The 17,747-nt window shown below is 59.5% G+C and carries 16 protein-coding genes; 11 read left to right on the forward strand and 5 right to left on the reverse strand.

Annotation, left to right across the window (positions count from 1 at the left end; translation table 11 throughout):
• Positions 1-84 precede the first annotated feature (84 nt).
• The 6 genes from ACWKX3_RS19260 to ACWKX3_RS19285 all read left to right on the forward strand — a co-directional run bounded on the left by ACWKX3_RS19260 (position 85) and on the right by ACWKX3_RS19285 (position 7,767).
• A complete protein-coding gene (locus tag ACWKX3_RS19260; protein WP_042321764.1) occupies positions 85-690 on the forward strand; it encodes an ankyrin repeat domain-containing protein in 606 nt (201 codons plus the stop codon).
• A gap of 106 nt (positions 691-796) precedes the next feature.
• Positions 797-2,338, forward strand: a complete 1,542-nt coding sequence (gene fdrA / locus ACWKX3_RS19265; RefSeq protein ID WP_454542227.1) for an acyl-CoA synthetase FdrA — start codon at positions 797-799, stop codon at positions 2,336-2,338.
• Entirely contained in the window at positions 2,338-3,753 is a 1,416-nt protein-coding gene (locus ACWKX3_RS19270; protein ID WP_454542228.1) for an oxamate carbamoyltransferase subunit AllG family protein, read from the forward strand. Before fdrA ends, ACWKX3_RS19270 begins: the two co-directional genes overlap by 1 nt.
• 11 nt (positions 3,754-3,764) lie before the next feature.
• On the forward strand, positions 3,765-5,309 hold the full coding sequence (locus ACWKX3_RS19275; RefSeq protein WP_454542229.1) for a xanthine permease: 1,545 nt from the start codon (positions 3,765-3,767) through the stop codon (positions 5,307-5,309).
• A 120-nt stretch (positions 5,310-5,429) separates the two neighbouring features.
• Positions 5,430-6,386: a carbamate kinase family protein gene (locus tag ACWKX3_RS19280; protein ID WP_454542230.1), complete on the forward strand. Its 957-nt coding sequence runs from the start codon at positions 5,430-5,432 to the stop codon at positions 6,384-6,386.
• Position 6,387: 1 nt separating this feature from the next.
• Positions 6,388-7,767: an amidohydrolase family protein gene (locus ACWKX3_RS19285; RefSeq protein WP_454542231.1), complete on the forward strand. Its 1,380-nt coding sequence runs from the start codon at positions 6,388-6,390 to the stop codon at positions 7,765-7,767.
• A 127-nt stretch (positions 7,768-7,894) separates the two neighbouring features.
• Here the strand turns inward: ACWKX3_RS19285 and ACWKX3_RS19290 are convergent, their stop codons facing one another.
• Entirely contained in the window at positions 7,895-8,497 is a 603-nt protein-coding gene (locus ACWKX3_RS19290) for a short chain dehydrogenase (RefSeq protein WP_454542232.1), read from the reverse strand.
• A 97-nt stretch (positions 8,498-8,594) separates the two neighbouring features.
• Here ACWKX3_RS19290 and ACWKX3_RS19295 point away from each other — a divergent pair, with 97 nt between their 5' ends.
• A complete protein-coding gene (locus tag ACWKX3_RS19295; RefSeq protein ID WP_058608481.1) occupies positions 8,595-9,479 on the forward strand; it encodes a LysR family transcriptional regulator in 885 nt (294 codons plus the stop codon).
• A gap of 76 nt (positions 9,480-9,555) precedes the next feature.
• On the opposite strand, the gene ACWKX3_RS19300 is transcribed toward ACWKX3_RS19295, so the two are convergent.
• Positions 9,556-9,945: a YdeI family stress tolerance OB fold protein gene (locus ACWKX3_RS19300; protein ID WP_042321754.1), complete on the reverse strand. Its 390-nt coding sequence runs from the start codon at positions 9,943-9,945 to the stop codon at positions 9,556-9,558.
• Between the two features lie 140 nt (positions 9,946-10,085).
• Here ACWKX3_RS19300 and ACWKX3_RS19305 point away from each other — a divergent pair, with 140 nt between their 5' ends.
• The 4 genes from ACWKX3_RS19305 to ACWKX3_RS19320 all read left to right on the forward strand — a co-directional run bounded on the left by ACWKX3_RS19305 (position 10,086) and on the right by ACWKX3_RS19320 (position 12,845).
• Positions 10,086-10,598: a hypothetical protein gene (locus ACWKX3_RS19305; protein ID WP_006178120.1), complete on the forward strand. Its 513-nt coding sequence runs from the start codon at positions 10,086-10,088 to the stop codon at positions 10,596-10,598.
• A 9-nt stretch (positions 10,599-10,607) separates the two neighbouring features.
• Complete coding sequence (locus tag ACWKX3_RS19310; protein WP_006178119.1) at positions 10,608-11,054, forward strand: DUF421 domain-containing protein; 447 nt, start codon at positions 10,608-10,610, stop codon at positions 11,052-11,054.
• A gap of 10 nt (positions 11,055-11,064) precedes the next feature.
• A complete protein-coding gene (locus ACWKX3_RS19315; RefSeq protein WP_058608480.1) occupies positions 11,065-11,589 on the forward strand; it encodes a 2-oxo-tetronate isomerase in 525 nt (174 codons plus the stop codon).
• Positions 11,590-11,663: 74 nt separating this feature from the next.
• On the forward strand, positions 11,664-12,845 hold the full coding sequence (locus ACWKX3_RS19320; protein ID WP_088208673.1) for an aminotransferase-like domain-containing protein: 1,182 nt from the start codon (positions 11,664-11,666) through the stop codon (positions 12,843-12,845).
• A 54-nt stretch (positions 12,846-12,899) separates the two neighbouring features.
• Here the strand turns inward: ACWKX3_RS19320 and ACWKX3_RS19325 are convergent, their stop codons facing one another.
• Genes ACWKX3_RS19325 through ACWKX3_RS19335 form a run of 3 tightly spaced genes read right to left on the reverse strand, consistent with a single transcriptional unit; the run spans position 12,900 to position 17,672 of the window.
• Positions 12,900-14,069, reverse strand: coding sequence for an HlyD family efflux transporter periplasmic adaptor subunit (locus ACWKX3_RS19325; protein ID WP_088208688.1), 1,170 nt, complete (start codon positions 14,067-14,069; stop codon positions 12,900-12,902).
• A 10-nt stretch (positions 14,070-14,079) separates the two neighbouring features.
• A complete protein-coding gene (locus ACWKX3_RS19330) occupies positions 14,080-16,272 on the reverse strand; it encodes a type I secretion system permease/ATPase (protein ID WP_454542233.1) in 2,193 nt (730 codons plus the stop codon).
• A complete protein-coding gene (locus ACWKX3_RS19335) occupies positions 16,269-17,672 on the reverse strand; it encodes a TolC family outer membrane protein (RefSeq protein WP_058608478.1) in 1,404 nt (467 codons plus the stop codon). Before ACWKX3_RS19335 ends, ACWKX3_RS19330 begins: the two co-directional genes overlap by 4 nt.
• Positions 17,673-17,747: the final 75 nt, after the last annotated feature.

Raw genomic sequence — 17,747 nt, forward strand, 5'->3', positions numbered from 1 at the left:
TGAATGATTTTTAAGCGGATTCTTTTCCTGAAAGGCTGTTGCTATTCTCGGGACATCAGCAATGAAAAACCAGGGAGTGTGAATATGTCTGCAACTGAACTCGTGACTGAATTTCTGCTGGCGGCCGAGCAGGGAAACGTGGATGCGCTTAAAGCCTGCCTCGATAAAGGCGTGGATATCAACGCCACGAATCGCCAGAAAAGAACCGCCATTATTATTGCCAGCCTGAAAAAGCATTATCCGTGTGTGGAATATTTAATTGCCGCCGGCGCGGATATTGATAAACAGGATCAGACCTGCTTTAACCCTTTCCTGATTAGCTGCCTGACCAACGATCTTACTTTGCTGCGCATTGTACTTCCTGCGAATCCCGATCTCGATCGCCTTACGCGCTTTGGCGGCGTGGGGATCACCCCCGCCAGTGAAAAAGGCCACGTCGACATTGTTCGCGAGCTGCTGGAAAAAACCGATATCAACGTCAACCACACCAACTTTGTCGGCTGGACGCCGCTGCTGGAAGCCATTGTCCTCAATGACGGCGGCGCGAAGCAGCAGGAGATCGTCAGGCTGCTGTTGGAAAACGGCGCGAACCCGCACATGACCGATAAATACGGAAAATCTCCCCTCGAACTGGCCCGGGAAAAAGGCTTCGATGAAATCGCCGACCTGCTGCTTGCCGCAGGCGCGTAATTAATCCGGCCAGCCCTTTCCGGCTGGCAGCGACATAAAAAAGCATTCTACCGTCGTGCGTTTTGCACGATGGCGGCCCCCTTTTATCCGCATTCAGGAGAAACCCATGCCCACCAAAATCGTTATCAAAAAGAATACCTGGTTTGATTCCGTCTCGCTCATGTCGGTATCGACCAAAGCCAATAAATTACCGGGCGTTGAGCAGGCCGTCGTGGCCATGGCGACGGAAATGAATAAGGGCGTATTACATAACCTCGGGCTGCTTACGCCGGAATTAGCCGAGGCCAAAAACGGCGACCTGATGATCGTGATTAAAGGCGAGGCGGCGAATGATGAAACGCTGGCCGCCATTGAAGCCTTATTCACCCGCAAGGAAAGTGCAGGCTCCCATGAAGCCCGCTACGCCACTATTGCCAGCGCCAAAGCCCACCGCCCTGACGCAAACCTGGCGGTGATCTCCGTCAACGGCACCTTTGCCGCCCGCGAGGCGCGACAGGCCCTGGAGAACGATCTCAACGTGATGCTGTTCTCCGATAATGTCTCCCTCGACGACGAACTGGCGCTCAAGCAACTGGCGCACCAGAAAGGACTGCTGATGATGGGGCCGGACTGCGGCACCGCCATCATTAACGGCGCGGGGCTGTGCTTCGCCAACGCCGTGCGCCGCGGATCGATCGGCATCGTCGGGGCGTCCGGCACCGGCAGCCAGGAGCTGAGCGTGCGCATTCACGAATTCGGTGGCGGCGTGTCGCAGCTGATTGGCACCGGCGGGCGCGATCTGAGCGAAAAAATTGGCGGCCTGATGATGCTCGACGCGATCGCCATGCTGGAAGCCGACGAGAACACTCAGGCGATCGTCCTCATCTCCAAGCCGCCAGCTCCAGCGGTGGCGGAGAAAGTGCTGGCCCGCGCCCGCGCCTGCCGCAAACCGGTTGTTGCATGTTTCCTGGGGCGCAACGCACCACCCGCAGACGAGGACGGCCTGCAGTTTGCCCGCGGCACCAAAGAGGCAGCCCTTAAAGCGGTGCTGCTGACCGGCATTAAACAGGAATCCCTCGATCTACACCCGCTCAACTGGCCGCTGATTGAAGAGGTACGCGCCCGCCTGACTCCGCAACAAAAGTATATTCGCGGCCTGTTCTGCGGCGGCACGCTGTGCGATGAAGCGATGTTTGCCGCGCTGGAGAAATACGATGACGTCTACAGCAACATCCAGCCCGATCCGGCAAAGCGACTGAGCGACATCAACGTCAGCCAGGCCCACACCTTCCTGGATTTTGGCGATGACGACTTCACCCACGGCAGGCCGCACCCGATGATCGATCCGAGCAACCGCATCACCCGCCTGCTGCAGGAGGCGCGCGATCCGGAAGTGGCGGTGATCGTGATGGACTTCGTGCTCGGCTTTGGCGCACATGACGATCCGGTCGGGGTGATGATCGACGCCATACAGGAGGCGCAGGCGATAGCGAAAGCCGATAACCGTCCGCTGGTCATTCTGGGCTACGTACTCGGCACCGACCAGGATCCCCAGTCGCTGGCGCAGCAGTGCCAGCGGCTGACCGACGCTGGCGTGATTTGGGCCAGCAGCAGCACCAACACCGGCTTACTGGCCCGCGAATTTGTCTGCAAAGGGGAGAATGCATAATGACCACCTTATTTAACCAGCCGCTGAACGTGATCAACGTTGGTATTGCGATGTTCAGTGACGATCTTAAACAGCAGCACATTCCTGTCACCCACCTCGACTGGACGCCGCCGGGGCAGGGCAATATGCAGGTGGTGGAGGCGCTCGACCAGCTCACGGACGCACCGCTGGCGGAAAAAATCGCCGCCGCCAACGCCATTGCGCTGGAGCGTATTATTCAGTCCCATCCGGTGCTGGTGGGTTACGACCTGGCGATCAACGTGGTGCCGGGCATGACCCGTACCACCATTCTTCATGCCGGTCCGCCGGTTGCCTGGGAAAACATGTGCGGTGCGATGAAGGGGGCGGTCACCGGGGCGCTGGTATTCGAGGGGCTGGCGAAAGATATCGAAGACGCGGAGCGCGTCGCGGCCTCGGGCGACATCACCTTCTCGCCGTGCCACGAGCACGACTGCGTGGGTTCGATGGCGGGCGTCACCTCCGCGTCGATGTTTATGCACATCGTGGAGAATAAAACCTACGGCAACCGCGCGTTTACCAACCTCAGCGAGCAGATGGCGAAGATCCTGCGCATGGGGGCCAACGATCAGAGCGTGATCGACCGCCTGAACTGGATGCGTGACGTGCTCGGCCCGATGCTGCGCGACGCAATGAACATTCTCGGCGAAATCGATCTGCGTCTGATGCTGGCGCAGGCGCTGCATATGGGCGACGAGTGCCACAACCGCAACAACGCGGGCACCACGCTGTTGATCCAGGCGCTGACGCCGGGGCTGATTCAGGCGGGGTATCCGGTAGAGCAGCAGCGCGAGGTGTTCGAGTTTGTCGCCAGCAGCGACTACTTCTCCGGCCCGACGTGGATGGCGATGTGCAAGGCCGCGCTCGACGCCGCGCACGGTATCGAGTACAGCACCGTGGTCACCACCATGGCGCGCAACGGCTACGAGTTTGGCCTGCGCGTCTCCGGCCTGCCGGGGCAGTGGTTCACCGGCCCGGCGCAGCAGGTGATTGGCCCGATGTTCGCGGGCTACAGGCCGGAAGACTCCGGGCTGGACATCGGCGACAGCGCCATCACCGAAACCTACGGCATTGGCGGCTTCGCGATGGCAACCGCCCCGGCGATTGTGGCGCTGGTGGGCGGCACCGTAGAGGAGGCCGTCGACGTCTCCCGCCAGATGCGCGAAATCACCCTCGGGGAAAACCCCAACGTCACCATTCCGCTGCTGTCGTTCATGGGCATTCCGACCGCCATCGACATCACCAGGGTAGCGGGCAGCGGCATTTTGCCGGTGATCAACACCGCCATTGCCCACAAGGACGCCGGTATCGGCATGATTGGCGCGGGCATTGTTCACCCGCCGTTTAGCTGTTTTGAAAAGGCGCTGTTGACCTTCCGCGATCGCTACTTTTTATAAGGCATGCATCCATGAAAAACATGAAGCTGGAGTGGAAAAGAGGTGACTGGGCGGCGTATTTCGGGTTGATGACCAACAACCTGACCAATTTGCTGACCATGATGGGGCTGCTCATTTTTGTCGTCGGCATCCCGAAGGAGATTGTTTATGGACGCATTGCGCCAGCCTTCGGGCTGGCGGTTCTGGTGGCGAGCGTCTGCTACACCTGGTTTGGCCTGCAGATGGCGCGCCAGACCGGGCGTAACGACGTGACCGCGCTGCCGTCGGGCCCCAGCGCGCCGTCGATCTTCACCGTGACCTTTCTGGTGCTGATGCCGGTCTATCAGCAAACCGGCGATGCGGATTTCGCCATTCAAATTGGCCTGGTGTGGTGCTTCGTTGAGGCGCTGATCCTCGCGGGCGGCTCCTTCCTCGGGGAGACCATCCGCAGGATGATCCCGCGCACCGTGCTGCTGTCGTGCCTCTCTGGCCTTGGTTTGCTGTTGCTGGCGATGAACCCGATGCTGCAGGCCTTCGAAGCGCCGACCGTGTCGTTCATCGTACTGCTGCTGATTTTCATCAACTGGTTCGGCAAGAAGCCGATCTTTGCCCGCATTCCGACCGGCCTGCTGCTGTTGATCGCCGGTACTCTGCTGGCGTGGATCTCCGGCCTGCAAAGCCCGGAAGCGATCAGGGCCTCGATGTCGTCGTTCGGCTTTAACCCGCCATCCGTACACATCGACGGCTTTATGCAGGGTCTGCCGCACGCGCTGCCGTATCTGGCCTCCGCCGTGCCGCTGGGGCTGGCGAACTACATCTTTGACCTGGAGAACATCGAGAGCGCCCACGCGGCGGGAGATGAATACCCGACGCGTAAAGTAATGCTGGCGAACGGCCTGGCGTCAATGCTCGGCTGTCTGATGGGCAACCCGTTCCCGGTGACGGTCTACGTGGGCCACGCGGGCTGGAAGGCAATGGGGGCCAGCATCGGCTACACCCTGGCCTCCGGCGTGACCATGTTCATCGTGCCGCTGTTCGGGCTGGGGGCCTTTATGCTCGCCATCATTCCGATGACCGCCATCGTGCCGATCCTGGTGTTTATCGGCGTGGTCACCGCCAACCAGGTGGTGCGCGAAACGCCGAAGGTGGAGGTGCCCGTTATCTTCATCTGCCTGTTCCCGTGGATAGCCAACTGGGCGCTGACCATGGTGAACAGCGTGATGGGCGCGACGGGCACCAGCGCGGCGAAAATAGGGACTGACGTGCTGCACAGCAAAGGGATTTACTACGAAGGGCTGGTGCATCTCGGCAGCGGCGCGCCGCTCGCCAGCATGCTCTGGGGCTGTATCGCCATCTTCGCCATCATCAACAAACCGTTGCGCGGCGCGGTAGCTGCCGCAGGTGGCGCGCTGCTGGCGCTGTTCGGGGTGATCCACGCGCCGGTGGTCGGCTTCGCTGAGGGCAGCTCGCTGCTGTTCGTCACGGCCTACCTGATGATGGGCGGCATGTTCGTGGTGAAGCATGTGCTGGACAGCCGGGAAGCGGCAAGCGCGGCGGCACCGGTTTCTGAGTCCTGATAATGCCTGATGCCCTCACCCTAACCCTCTCCCACGGGGAGAGGGAACGTTAATCCCCCTCTCCCTGTGGGAGAGGGCCGGGGTGAGGGCACCAGAACGCACTTTTTTAAAGGAAAACAAATGAAAGAGCTCATGGTCGTCGCCATCGGCGGCAACAGCATTATCAAAGATAACGCCAGTCAATCGGTGGAACATCAGGCCCAGGCGGTAAAAGCGGTGGCTGAGTCGGTGCTGGAGATGCTGGCATCCGACTATGACATTGTGCTCACCCACGGCAACGGCCCGCAGGTGGGGCTGGATCTGCGCCGCGCCGAAATTGCCCACGAGCGTGAAGGGCTGCCGCTCACCCCGCTGGCAAACTGCGTGGCGGATACGCAGGGCGGCATCGGCTACCTGATCCAGCAGGCGCTGAACAACCGCCTGGCGGCGCGCGGCGAGCAAAAAGCGGTCACCGTTGTTACGCAGGTGGAGGTGGATAAAAACGATCCGGGCTTTACCCATCCCACCAAACCCATTGGCGCGTTCTTCAGCGAGGCGCAGCGCGATGCGCTCCAGCTTGAGCATCCGGCATGGCAGTTCGTTGAAGATTCTGGCCGGGGCTATCGTCGCGTGGTGGCCTCGCCGCAGCCGTTGCGCATTGTGGAAGCCGATGCCATTAAAACGCTGACGCAAAAAGGCTTCGTGGTGATAGGCGCGGGCGGCGGCGGTATCCCGGTCGTCCGTACGCAAGCGGGCGAGTATCAGAGCGTGGACGCGGTGATCGATAAAGATCTCTCCACCGCGCTGCTGGCGCGCGAGATCCACGCCGACGTGCTGGTCATCACCACCGGCGTAGAGAAAGTGTGCATCAACTTCGGCAAGCCGAACCAGCAGGCGCTGGACCGGATGAGCGTGGCGCAGATGACGCGCTACAGGGAGGAGGGACACTTCCCGGCGGGCAGTATGCTGCCGAAAATCGTTGCCTCTCTGGAATTCCTGCATCACGGCGGCAAACGCGTGGTGATTACCTCGCCGGACTGCCTGGCCGCGGCGCTGCGCGGCGAAACCGGTACCCATATTGTTAATGAAGGAAGATAAGATGAAAGAGAATAAAAGCCGCCGCGAGTTTATTAGCCAGAGCGGCAAAATGGTCACCGCCTGCGCGCTGTTTGGCGCGACCGGTTCCGTCGCGTATGCTGCCGATAGCGCAAAGCCAACCTGCGAGACCGGCAAACCAATGAGCATCACCGCAAAACACTACTACCTGGATAACGTGCTGCTGGAGGCCGGATTTACTTTCGACGGCGGGGTGGCGACAAGCACCCGCACCGAGCTGAAAACGCTGGAGATCCGGGACGGCAAAATCGTCGCCCTGCGCGACAACCAAAGCTACGCCGACGCCACGCTGCCGCACTATGACGCGGGCGGTAAACTGATGCTCCCGGCGATGCGCGATATGCATATCCACCTCGATAAAACCTTTTACGGCGGCCCGTGGCGCTCGCTTAACCGCCCGGCGGGCACCACCATTCAGGATATGATCCGCCTTGAGCAAAAGCTGCTCCCGGAGCTGCAGCCCTACACTCAGGCGCGGGCAGAAAAGCTGATCGACCTGATTCAGTCGAAAGGTTCCACCATCGCCCGTAGCCACTGCAACATCGAGCCGGTATCCGGCCTGAAAAATCTCGAAAACCTGCAGGCGGTGCTGGCGCGTCGCAGCGCAGGATTTGACTGCGAAATCGTGGCCTTCCCGCAGCACGGCCTGCTGTTATCTAACTCTGAAAAGCTGATGCGCGAAGCGATGCAGGCCGGGGCGCACTACGTGGGCGGGCTGGATCCGACTAACGTTGACGGCGCCATGGAGAAGTCGCTTGATACCATGTTCCAGATTGCGCTGGACTACGACAAAGGGGTGGACATCCACCTGCATGAAACCAGCCCGGCGGGCGTGGCGGCGGTGAATTACATGGTGGAGACGGTAGAAAAAACGCCTGAACTGAAGGGTAAACTGACCATCAGCCACGCCTTCGCGCTGGCGACGCTGAACGAACAGCAGGTGGACGAGATCGCCACCCGCATGGCGGCGCAGCAGGTTACCATTGCCTCCACGGTGCCAATTGGCACACTGCACATGCCGCTGAAGCAGCTGCGCGATAAGGGCGTGTTTGTCATGACCGGCACCGACAGCGTGATCGACCACTGGTCGCCGTACGGTCTGGGGGACATGCTGGAAAAAGCCAACCTTTACGCCCAGCTCTATATCCGCCCGAACGAGCAGACGCTCTCCCGGGCGTTGGGTATCGCCACCGGTGACGTGCTGCCGCTGAACGAGAAAGGCGAGCGCGTCTGGCCGAAAGCGCAGGATGCCGCCAGCTTTGTGCTGGTGGATGCCTCCTGCTCCGCCGAGGCCGTGGCGCGCATTTCACCGCGTACCGCGACGTTCCATAACGGCAACCTCGTCTGGGGGACGGTGGGCTGATGAGCATTTCTCCCTCTTCACGTGGGAGAGGGTTGGAGTGAGGGCATCAGGCCGCATCTTTTGTAGGCCGGGTAAGCGCAGCGCCACCCGGCATTCCCGATGGGGTATTAGTCGCTGCCCGTAAGGCTCAGTAACCTACCGTATATACCCGTCCGGTCTGCACCCCTTCCACGCTGCGGCGATAGGCCTGCGCCACGCGCGCAGCGGGGACGCTTTCAAAACCCGGGAAGAAACCGTCATAAGCGTCGGCGGACTCGGTGAGTACGGTCGGGCTAATCAAATTGATGCGGATCCCGCGCGGCAGTTCGCAGGCGGCAGCGCGGACGAACCCTTCCAGCGCGGCGTTCACCGTGGTGGCATTCACCCCCTGGGTAATCGGCTCGTGCGCCACAATGCCGCTGATAAGCGTGATGGAGCCCCCCTCGTTCAGGTAATGTTGCCCGGTCAACGCCAGGCGTACCTGTCCCAGCAGTTTGTCCTGTAAGCCCTGGTTGAAATCGCTGTCTTTCATGGTAGAGAGCGGGCCGAAGTGCAGACCACCGCTGGCAGAGACGATGGCATCCACCTTACCCACCGAGTCAAACAGCGCGCTGACGCTCTCCTGAGAGGTGATATCCACCTGCAGATCGCCCTGCGTGCGGCCCACGCGGATCGTCTCATGACGACGGCTCAACTCCTCCGTCACCGCCCGACCGACCGTACCGCTGGCACCAATAATCACGATTTTCATAGCCGACTCCTTATGTTGTGAGCATGCATTCTTTAATAAATAAGAAGTCGGATAAACTGGGTTAAAGTTAGAGGATTACTAACCAGAGGTTTGCAATATGGATAAGCTACGCGGCATGGAGACCTTTATCGCCGTGGTTGAAAGCGGAAGTTTTACCGGCGCGGCGTCCAGGCTTGAGATGTCGGCGGTGATGGTCGGGAAATACATCGCCCAGCTGGAATCGCGCCTTGGCACGCGCCTGCTGGAGCGCAATACCCGCCGCCAGAGTTTAACCGACGCCGGGCGCGTCTATTACGATGAGGCAAAGCGGGTGCTGGAGCAGGTCACCATTGCCGAAAGTGCGGTCGAACGGCTGCGCGCCACGCCCGCCGGAACGCTGCGCGTCACCGCCCCTACGTCGTTTGGCGGATGCGTGATAGCGCCACTCACCGCCACGTTTTTACAGCGCTACCCGCAGGTGCGCGTCGAACTCGATCTGACTAACCGCCGGGTCGATTTGGTCGAGGAAGGGGTCGATCTGGCAATTCGCATTGGGGACATGCATGCCGACGATGTTGTCGCGAAATATCTGTGCCCCTACCGGATGGTGATCTGCGCCGCGCCGGACTATCTGGCACGCTACGGTACGCCGCAAACGCCTGCCGACCTGGTGGATCATCTGTGTCTTTCCCATACGGTGTGGACCGCGCGCAACGAGTGGCGGCTGCCGGGCGTGGAAGGGGAGGTGCGCTGGAAACGCGATGCGGTGTTGCGCTGTAACGACGGCTACGGGTTACGCATGGCGGCCCGGGCGGGCGCGGGGCTGCTGCTTCAACCGGAGGTGCTGGTGGCGGAAGAACTGGCAAGCGGCGGGCTGGTTCGGGTGCTGGAGCACTACACCCCAACGCCGAGGCCGGTAAATCTGCTGTGGCGACAGGATCTACGCCCGCTGCCAAAACTGACAGAATTTATTGCACATCTTATCCGTCACGCGTTGGCCTGATATTTCTCTCCCCCGGATGGCGGGGGAGGAAATAAGGATAACGACAAGGGAAATAAGCGTAGCGTACGAACGGGATTTATTTTTGAATATGATTGACACGAACGACAGGCGGTGAGGATTTTTTATCCAGACTCCCGTTGATGGAGAGCATATTATCAGGTTCTACCGTTCGGCCATCAAATACTGCCTTTGGAATGACGAGATCTATTTCACCCGTTTTATCACGGAAACGGTATTTGTCCCCGGAGCCGTCGATCAAATTCCCGCGCAGTGAAATGGTGGCCCCGTCGTGCATCTCTTTAGCCTGCTCGACCGTCATGATACGTGCATCCTCGGCACCGCGATATCCATCGTCCAGGGCATGCGGTGGTGGCGGTGCCTCGCCTTTTTTCAATCCACCGTTATCGTCTGCCCAGGCCGTTGACATCAGCAGGCAGCAAAATAAGGGTGCGTAGGAAAATTTCATTCTTGCCTCCGGTAGCGTGTTGGCTTGACTTATTAAGCCTGGTTGCTATTGCTTAATCTGGCAAACGAGATGTGTCTTAAAAGGGCTTTTCCTTATAAATCATAAGGATGATTAATTTAATGGAATGCACGGAGTGACAAATGGCGGGATTTGATGGTGAAGAAGATACCTTACCCGGCGTAAACGAGAGTCGTCTGGCACTGAATTTTGAAGCCGCCTGTCAGCGCCTGGGGCTGGGCCTTCTTTTACTGATTATTTTATTGGCCGTGGCGGGCGTTTTCTCTAACGGCTATGTCAGCACGGCAACAAAAGAAAATACCGCCAAAACGCTGACGGTTAATTATGAGCGTTATGGGCGATTACAAACGGAATATAAGCTGGCCTTTACGGCGAAGGGGGTACAGGCAGACCATTATGAGTTTCGCCTGGGGGGCGATTTTAATAAGGCATTCCAGCCCGGCAGTATTACGCCGCAGCCGGACAGCATGTTCAGCCGGGGTAATACGCTGCACCTGATCTATAACAACGTCAGCAATAAACAGGACTTCACCGTCTGGCTGTATATCACCCCTACGCAATTCGGGAATACGGTCAGTTCGCTTGGTCTGAATAACCAGCCGGACATCACCTTCCGGCAATTTATCTACCCCTAGGAGAACGATATGGAGATGGTATTCCGTGCCCTGGCGATTTATCTGATTCTGCTGGTGGTATTTAAAATCGCCGGTCGTCGCGCATTGCTGCAGATGACCAGCTTCGATCTCATTCTGCTGCTCATTATCAGCGAAGCCACCCAGCAGGCGCTGCTGGGAAATGATTTCTCCGTCACCGGGGCCATGCTCACCATTGTCACGCTGGTGGTGGTCGATATTCTGTTTGGTATTGCGAAGAAATATTTCTCCGGTGCCGAGAATCTGCTGGATGGCACGCCGGTGATTCTGGTGGAAAACGGCATGCCTTTTACCGACAAACTTAAAAAGGTGGATGTCTCCTGCGACGATATTCTGGTCGCCGCGCGGCAAAACCAGGGGATCACCGAGTTCAGTAAAATCAAATATGCCATCCTGGAACGCAACGGCCACATCTCAATTATTCCTGTTGAAAGTTAAAAGGTGCGATATGAATCAATCAGCCTATAACGTAGCGAAAACCACCGGCGAACTGACCAAACAGGTCGCCAACGTTCTGACCGATCGCGGCCTGCGGTTAACCACGGCGGAGTCCTGCACGGGGGGCAATTTAGCCACCGCGCTTTGTGCGGAAGAGGGTACCGCGGCGTTCTATGACATTGGGGTGATCACCTTTAGCGATGAGGCCAAACAGAAGATGCTGGGCGTGCAGGCCTCAACGCTTGAGAAGTACACCGCCGTCAGCGAGCAGGCCGTCCGGGAGATGTCGGCAGGCGCGCTGGAACGTGCCGGGGCCGATATCAGCATCGCCATCAGCGGCTATGCCGGGCCGGACGGCGGAGACGATGGCACCCCCGCGGGCACCGTCTGGTTTGCGTGGAATTTCCACGGCCAGATCAAGACCGACCGCCAGCTCTTTTCAGGGGATTGTCAGGACGTGGTGGAGAAGTCGGTAAGGTACGCTCTGGCGGAACTGGTCGCCAGCCTCTATGCATGGAAAAAGAGCAAGGCATAAGCGCAGGGGTTATCAAAGCGTCAGACATATGATACTAAGAAGGAGATCATAAGAAAAAATAAGGTACCAACAGCATGTCATCCCAAAAACTCGCCACCAGCGTGCAAAGCCTGCAATCTTCCGCCATCCGCGAACTTCTGAAACATAGCAAAATGGCGGGCGTGATTTCGCTGGGCGGCGGCATTCCAAACCCTGCGCTTTTCGATCATGAAGGGCTAAAAATTGCGGCTGATGCCGTGTTATCCCAGCAGTTTGGCGAGGCATTTCAGTACGGCCTGACGGAAGGGGTTCCGGCGTTACGCGAGGGGATCCAGCAGATCTGTGCCGACAGAGGTATTCACTGTTCGGCGGATGACGTGGTTGTCACCTCCGGTTCGCAACAGTCTTTAGATGTGCTCGCCCGCGCCTTAATTAACCCAGGCGATATCGTTGTGGTCGAGCGCCCAACCTATTTAGCCGCACTGCAGGTGTTTGGCCTGGCGCAGGCGCAGTTTGAATCCGTGGGTACCGATGGCGATGGCATGATTGTCGATGAGCTGGAAACGCTGGTACAAAACAAAACCATCAAAGCGGTCTATATCGTCCCAACCTTTGGCAACCCGGGTGGCGTCACGCTGTCTGAGGCGCGGCGTAAGCAGCTGGTGGCCCTATCCCAGCGCTACGATTTTGTCATCATCGAAGACGACCCCTACAGCGAAATTAATTATACCGACGAGGTGTTCCGCCCGCTGATTGCCCATGCCAAAGCCATCGGTAATGAGGATAACGTCGTGTATACCTCCACCTTCTCGAAAATTCTCGCCCCGGGTACTCGCGTGGGCTGGGTGATTGTCCCTGAATGGCTGAAACGTGCGGTGGTTAACCTTAAGCAGACCACGGATCTCCACACCAGCACGCTCTCACAGCTGATGACCTCCGAGTACCTCAAAACCGGACGTCTGAAAGGGCAGATTGCCACCATCCGCGAAGCCTACCGTCAGAAGTATCAGCTTTTTGCCCGCGAGCTTGAAGCGGAACTGGGGGACGTGATGTCCTTCCATAAACCGAAAGGCGGGATGTTCCTGTGGGCCAACATGAACAATGGCATCAACACCACGCGCTGGCTGGAGAAAACCTTAAGCAACGGCGTGGTGTTCGTGCCGGGCGAGTTTTTCTACTGCGCTAACCCGGACCACACCACCTTGCGTATGTCATTTGTGACGCCAACGGATGAACAGCTTATTGATGCCGTTAAACGGTTGAAAGCCTCTTTATAAGCGGGTTCCTGACGTAGCCCTCTCTTAACGGGAGAGGGCTACGCGTCGCACTGCTTACCGCTCCCGCAGCGCCTCTTTCGCGCGGTTAAACGGTTTGATCATGTAATCCAGCACCGTTTTCTCACCGGTTTTGATATCCACCGTCGCAATCATCCCCGGCACAATCGAAAAATGCCGTCCCGCTTTGTTGACCAAATAATCCTGGCTGGTGCGGATGAACACCCGGTAGTAGAACACTTCTGGTTTCGCTTCGTCCTGAATGGTGTCCGGTGAAATGGTTTCCACCACCCCGTGCAGCCCGCCGTAAATGGCGTAATCGTAGGCGGTGATTTTCACCAGCGCCTCTTGGTTTGGGTGGATGAAGGCGATATCACGCGGGGAGAGGCGGGTCTCAATCAGCAGGTGGTCGTCCACCGGCACAATCTCCATCAGCTCGCCGTTCGGCGGGATCACGCCGCCGATGGTGGTGACTTTGATATTTTTCACGATGCCACGCACCGGGGATTTGACCGTCAGACGCGTGACGGAATCTTCCCGCCCCTTCAGGACCGCCGAGACCATATCCACTTCGGCATTGGCTTTGGATAACGCTTCGCGCGCCTGCACGTAATACTGCGAGCGCACGTCGGTAAGCTTGAGCTCCAGGTCGCTTTTCTGCCGCTGCAGACGCAACACTTCGACGTGGCTGGCGGCCCCGGTTTTCACCAGACGCTGGGTGATAGCCAGCTCCTTGTTGGCGAGATCGAGCGCTGCACGCAGCTCGCGCTGGGTGTCCTCCAGCTGGGCGCGACGCGAATTGTAGAGACGCGTTTCGGCGGCGATCAGATCCTTCCATTTCGCCAGCGACGGCGGGAACGTCAGCGGCAGATCGTTGACCTCGGCATACAGACGCACGCTGGAAGCCAGCGACGCGCGATAGCGGGCGGCACTTTCTCCAACGTTAGATTCCGATCGCGTGGGATCGAGACGCGCCAGGATCTGACCGGCCTGGACCTGATCGCCCTCGTGGACGTTCAGTTCAGTGAGGATCCCGCCGTCGAGCGACTGTAAAACCTGCTCGCGCGAGCTGGGGATCACTTTCCCGGTCCCGGTGGAAACTTCATCAAGCACGCCGAACCACGCCCAGATGCCGAGCGCGATAAACAGCAGCAGGGAGAAGATAACGATCCGCCGTGCGCCGGTGTAGCCGCTTTCGGAGTCGAGGGCATTGTCCAGGTCTTCCATCGCGGCGACGTCACGCTGACTGATTTTCATTTTTCCACTCCCGTCCGGTTGCCTGCTGCTGTTGCTGCATACGGCTGTTGCTCAGGGCCTGCGCTTTCGGCGCGTCCATCACCAGCATGCCCTCTTTCAGCACCACCACGCGCTCCACCAGCTCCAGCACCGGAACGCGGTGGGTGGCGACCACCAGGGTGCGGTTGCCGAGCCAGGCGCTCAGACGCTGGATAAACTCCCGCTCGGTGTGCTCGTCCAGCGAGGCCGTGGGTTCATCCATCAGCACGATATTCGGGTCCCGCAGGAGCATACGCGCCAGCAAAATGGACTGGCGCTGACCGCCGGATAACCCGACGCCGTTTTCCATAATTGGGTAGTCCAGCCCCTTCGGCAGCTTCTGGACAAAGGCCGCTGCGCCGCACATCTCCAGCACCTCGAAAATTTCTTCGTCGGTGGCGCGCGGCATGCCGAGAGTGATGTTCTCGCGCAGGGTGCCGTAAAACAGCCGCGCGTTCTGGGTCATAAAGCCGACGTTGCGCCGCACGTCCGCCACGTCGAGATGAGGCAGACTGAAGTTGTCGAGACGCAGCTCGCCGCCCGCCAGATCCATGCCGCCCGCCATCGCCTGTAGCAGCGTCGATTTCCCCGCGCCGTTGCGCCCGAGGATCGCCACCTTCTCGCCGGGTTTGATCTCCAGGCGGTTAATACGCAGCGCCATGCGCGGATCTTCCGGGTGATAGCGGAACTGCGCCTGCTCAAACAGATAATGGCCGCGCAGCACGTCCTGGCGGATCGGTGTCTCTTCCCGCTGGTTTTCCGTGGGCAGTTGCATGATGCTGTCCAGCCCTTCCTTCGCCGCTTTGACCTGCTGCCAGCGCGCCAGCACGCCGCACAGGGTGGCCATCGGCGCAATCATGCGCGAGGCCAGCATCGAGGCGGCGACCACCGAACCGGTGGTTAAGGTGCCGTCGATCACCATCGGTGCGCCGACCACGATCACCCCGGCATACACCAGGCTTTGAATGGTCATCCCCCAGTTGATCAGGTTCTGCGTCAGCTCGCGGGTGCGCAGGCCGGATTCGGCGGTGATCTGGATATAGCTGTTCCACTGCTGCAAAAAGCGGTTCTCCGCCTGCATCAGCTTGATGTCCTCCAGCCCCTGCACGCTCTCCACCAGCACCGCGTTGCGCAGGGTCGATTCATGCGCCGACTGCTTCGCCAGCGCCGCCAGTTTCTTTTGCAGCAGCAGGCCGGGCAGCACCATGATGACCGCCGCGACCGGGGCGATCCACGCCAGCTGCGGGGCGATGATCGCCAGCACCACCACGAACAGTAAGAAGAAGGGGAGATCGACAATGGTCGAAATGGTGGAGGAGGTGACCATCTCGCGGATCTGCTCCAGCTCGCGCAGCTGGGAGATAAAGCTGCCGGTAGAGCGCGGGATGGCGCTGTTGCGCAGGCGCAGGGCGTGGCCGAAGACGCGATCCGAGACGCGCAGATCCGAGCGTTTGCCCAGCAGATCCATGATGTGCCCGCGCGCCACGCGCAGCACAAAGCCAAACAGCGTGGCGATCAGCACGCCGATGGTCAGCACGTAAAGCGTGGGGTAGGACTGGGCGGGGATCACCCGGTCGTACACCTGCATCGAAAAGACAATGCCCGACAGCGACAGCACGTTGATAAACAGCGCCACCAGCATCACCCAGCTGTAGGGGCGCAGGTCGCGCATCACCAGCCGGTAGAGCCAGTCCGGACGGTATTTCGAGATATAGGCGTCCACGCGGCTGTCCTTCAGCGCGGCCAGCGGGCGCAGGGCAATAACGTGGCGGATGGCGGGCAGCATCGCGCTCAGCGACAGACGGTTGGTGTGCGTGGCGTCATCGAAGAAACTGACTTCCAGTGTGTCCTCGCCGTCGAAGTGATCGATGACGCCAATTCTCCCCTCGGTTAGCTCCACCACCACCGGCAGACGCCAGCTGTTGATAGCATGCCGATCCGCCGTCAGTAGCTGAAACGACAGCCCGGCTTCGCGGGCGAGCTGGGTAAGGGCCGGGACCCTCTGCTTGCCCTTAAGCCACGGGGCACCTGCCATCAGCGCGCCGGGCGAACAGGCCACGCGATAGCGCGTGGCAACGTAGCCAAAGGCCTGCGCCCACTGCGCCAGCGCCTCATCCGTCATGGGCTCACCCTGCGGGATATCGCGTTGCTTCATGGCTGGATCTCCACGGTCTGGATGGTGCGATTTTCAAGGTCGAACGCGTGGCGCAGGCGTCCGGTATTGTAGAGGCAGTTCAGCTGGAGCTGATGAAGCTGCCCGGCGGTTTGCTGCTGGGTGAAGCGGGCCTGATAAACTTCCTGCTCGGCGTTGAGGACGTCCAGCAACGGGCGCGATCCGAGGTCGAGATACTGCTGCTGATAGAGTTCGCGGGTGCGGGCGCTGAGCGCCTCCTGACGACCCTGAATTTGCAGCGTGCTCATCAGGCTTAACACCTGACTGCGTGCCTCCAGCAGCTTCTGCCGCACGTCGAGACGGGTGCGCTGGATTGTGGATTGCGCGGACTCCACCGCGTGTCCGGCGGCGTTGCGTCTGGCGGTCAGGCCGCCGCCCTGATAGAGCGGCATCTGTACTTTCACCCACGCGGAATACTGGGTGCGGTCCAGCGTTTGGTTGCCCGCGTAGCGATCGTTAAGGTAGTGACGCACCTCCGGCTCCAGCGAGACGGTAGGGGTCATCTGGGCGTTGGCGTAGTCGAGATTAGCCTGCGCCACGTTCGCCTGTGCCCAGGCTGCCAGTACGGCAGGCACCAGGCGATCGTCCGGCTCGGCGATATCGCAGCTGCGGGACAGGCTTTGCGGGAAGTCGTTGCTGACGGTGTTGAGGCTGTTCCAGCCGAGGAAGCTCATCAGCGTGGCGCGAGCGCTGTCGAGGCTGGCCTGATACTGCATTAGCTGCGCGCGTGCCCCTTCGATACGGGCATCGGTCTGCACCACGTCAGAAAGCGACGTTGCCCCTTCGTCGTTTCGCAGTTTGGTCAGTTTGCCGATGGAGGAGAGTGCATCAAGCTGCTCTTTGGCGGTGTCGACCATCTGCTGCATGGTTTGTACCTGTACCATGGCGATGGCGGTATCGTGCGCGATGGTATCGATGCTGACCAGCACGTTGGCCTGCTGCTGGGCCACCCCGGCGGTTTCGGCGCGGACCTGGCTGGCGACTTTGCCGAAATCGTAGAGCATCTGGGAAAGGGAGAGTACCAGCGACGGGGTAAAGCCATTGTCACCGCCGTCGTGGGTGTAGCCGTTCTCCATGCCGGCATTAACCTGCGGATAGTATTTCGATTTGGCGACGTCGACCTCTTCGCTCTGCTGGTAAAGTTTACCGACGGCTTCGCTGATGGCGGGGTGCCAGGTGACGGCGCGGTTAACGGCTTCGCCGAGCTGGAGCGTGCCGGGTGCGGCGTTTCCGACCACCGGCGCGACGCGGCCGCTTAATGAAGGTAGTTCCTGTGATTCGCTCAATTCTCCTGTATTAATCATCGCGGCGGAACTGGCAGCGATAGCGGGCACAGATATCAGGCAGCACGAGAGCCACCAGTAAGGCATCTTTATTCCCATGTCTTATCCCTAATAAAAAAGTACTGCTTTATTGTTTATGCCCGGGCGCTGTGCGCCCGGGTCATTTGGTGCAGG

The sequence above is a fragment of the Enterobacter sp. UPMP2052 genome, from assembly GCF_053709675.1.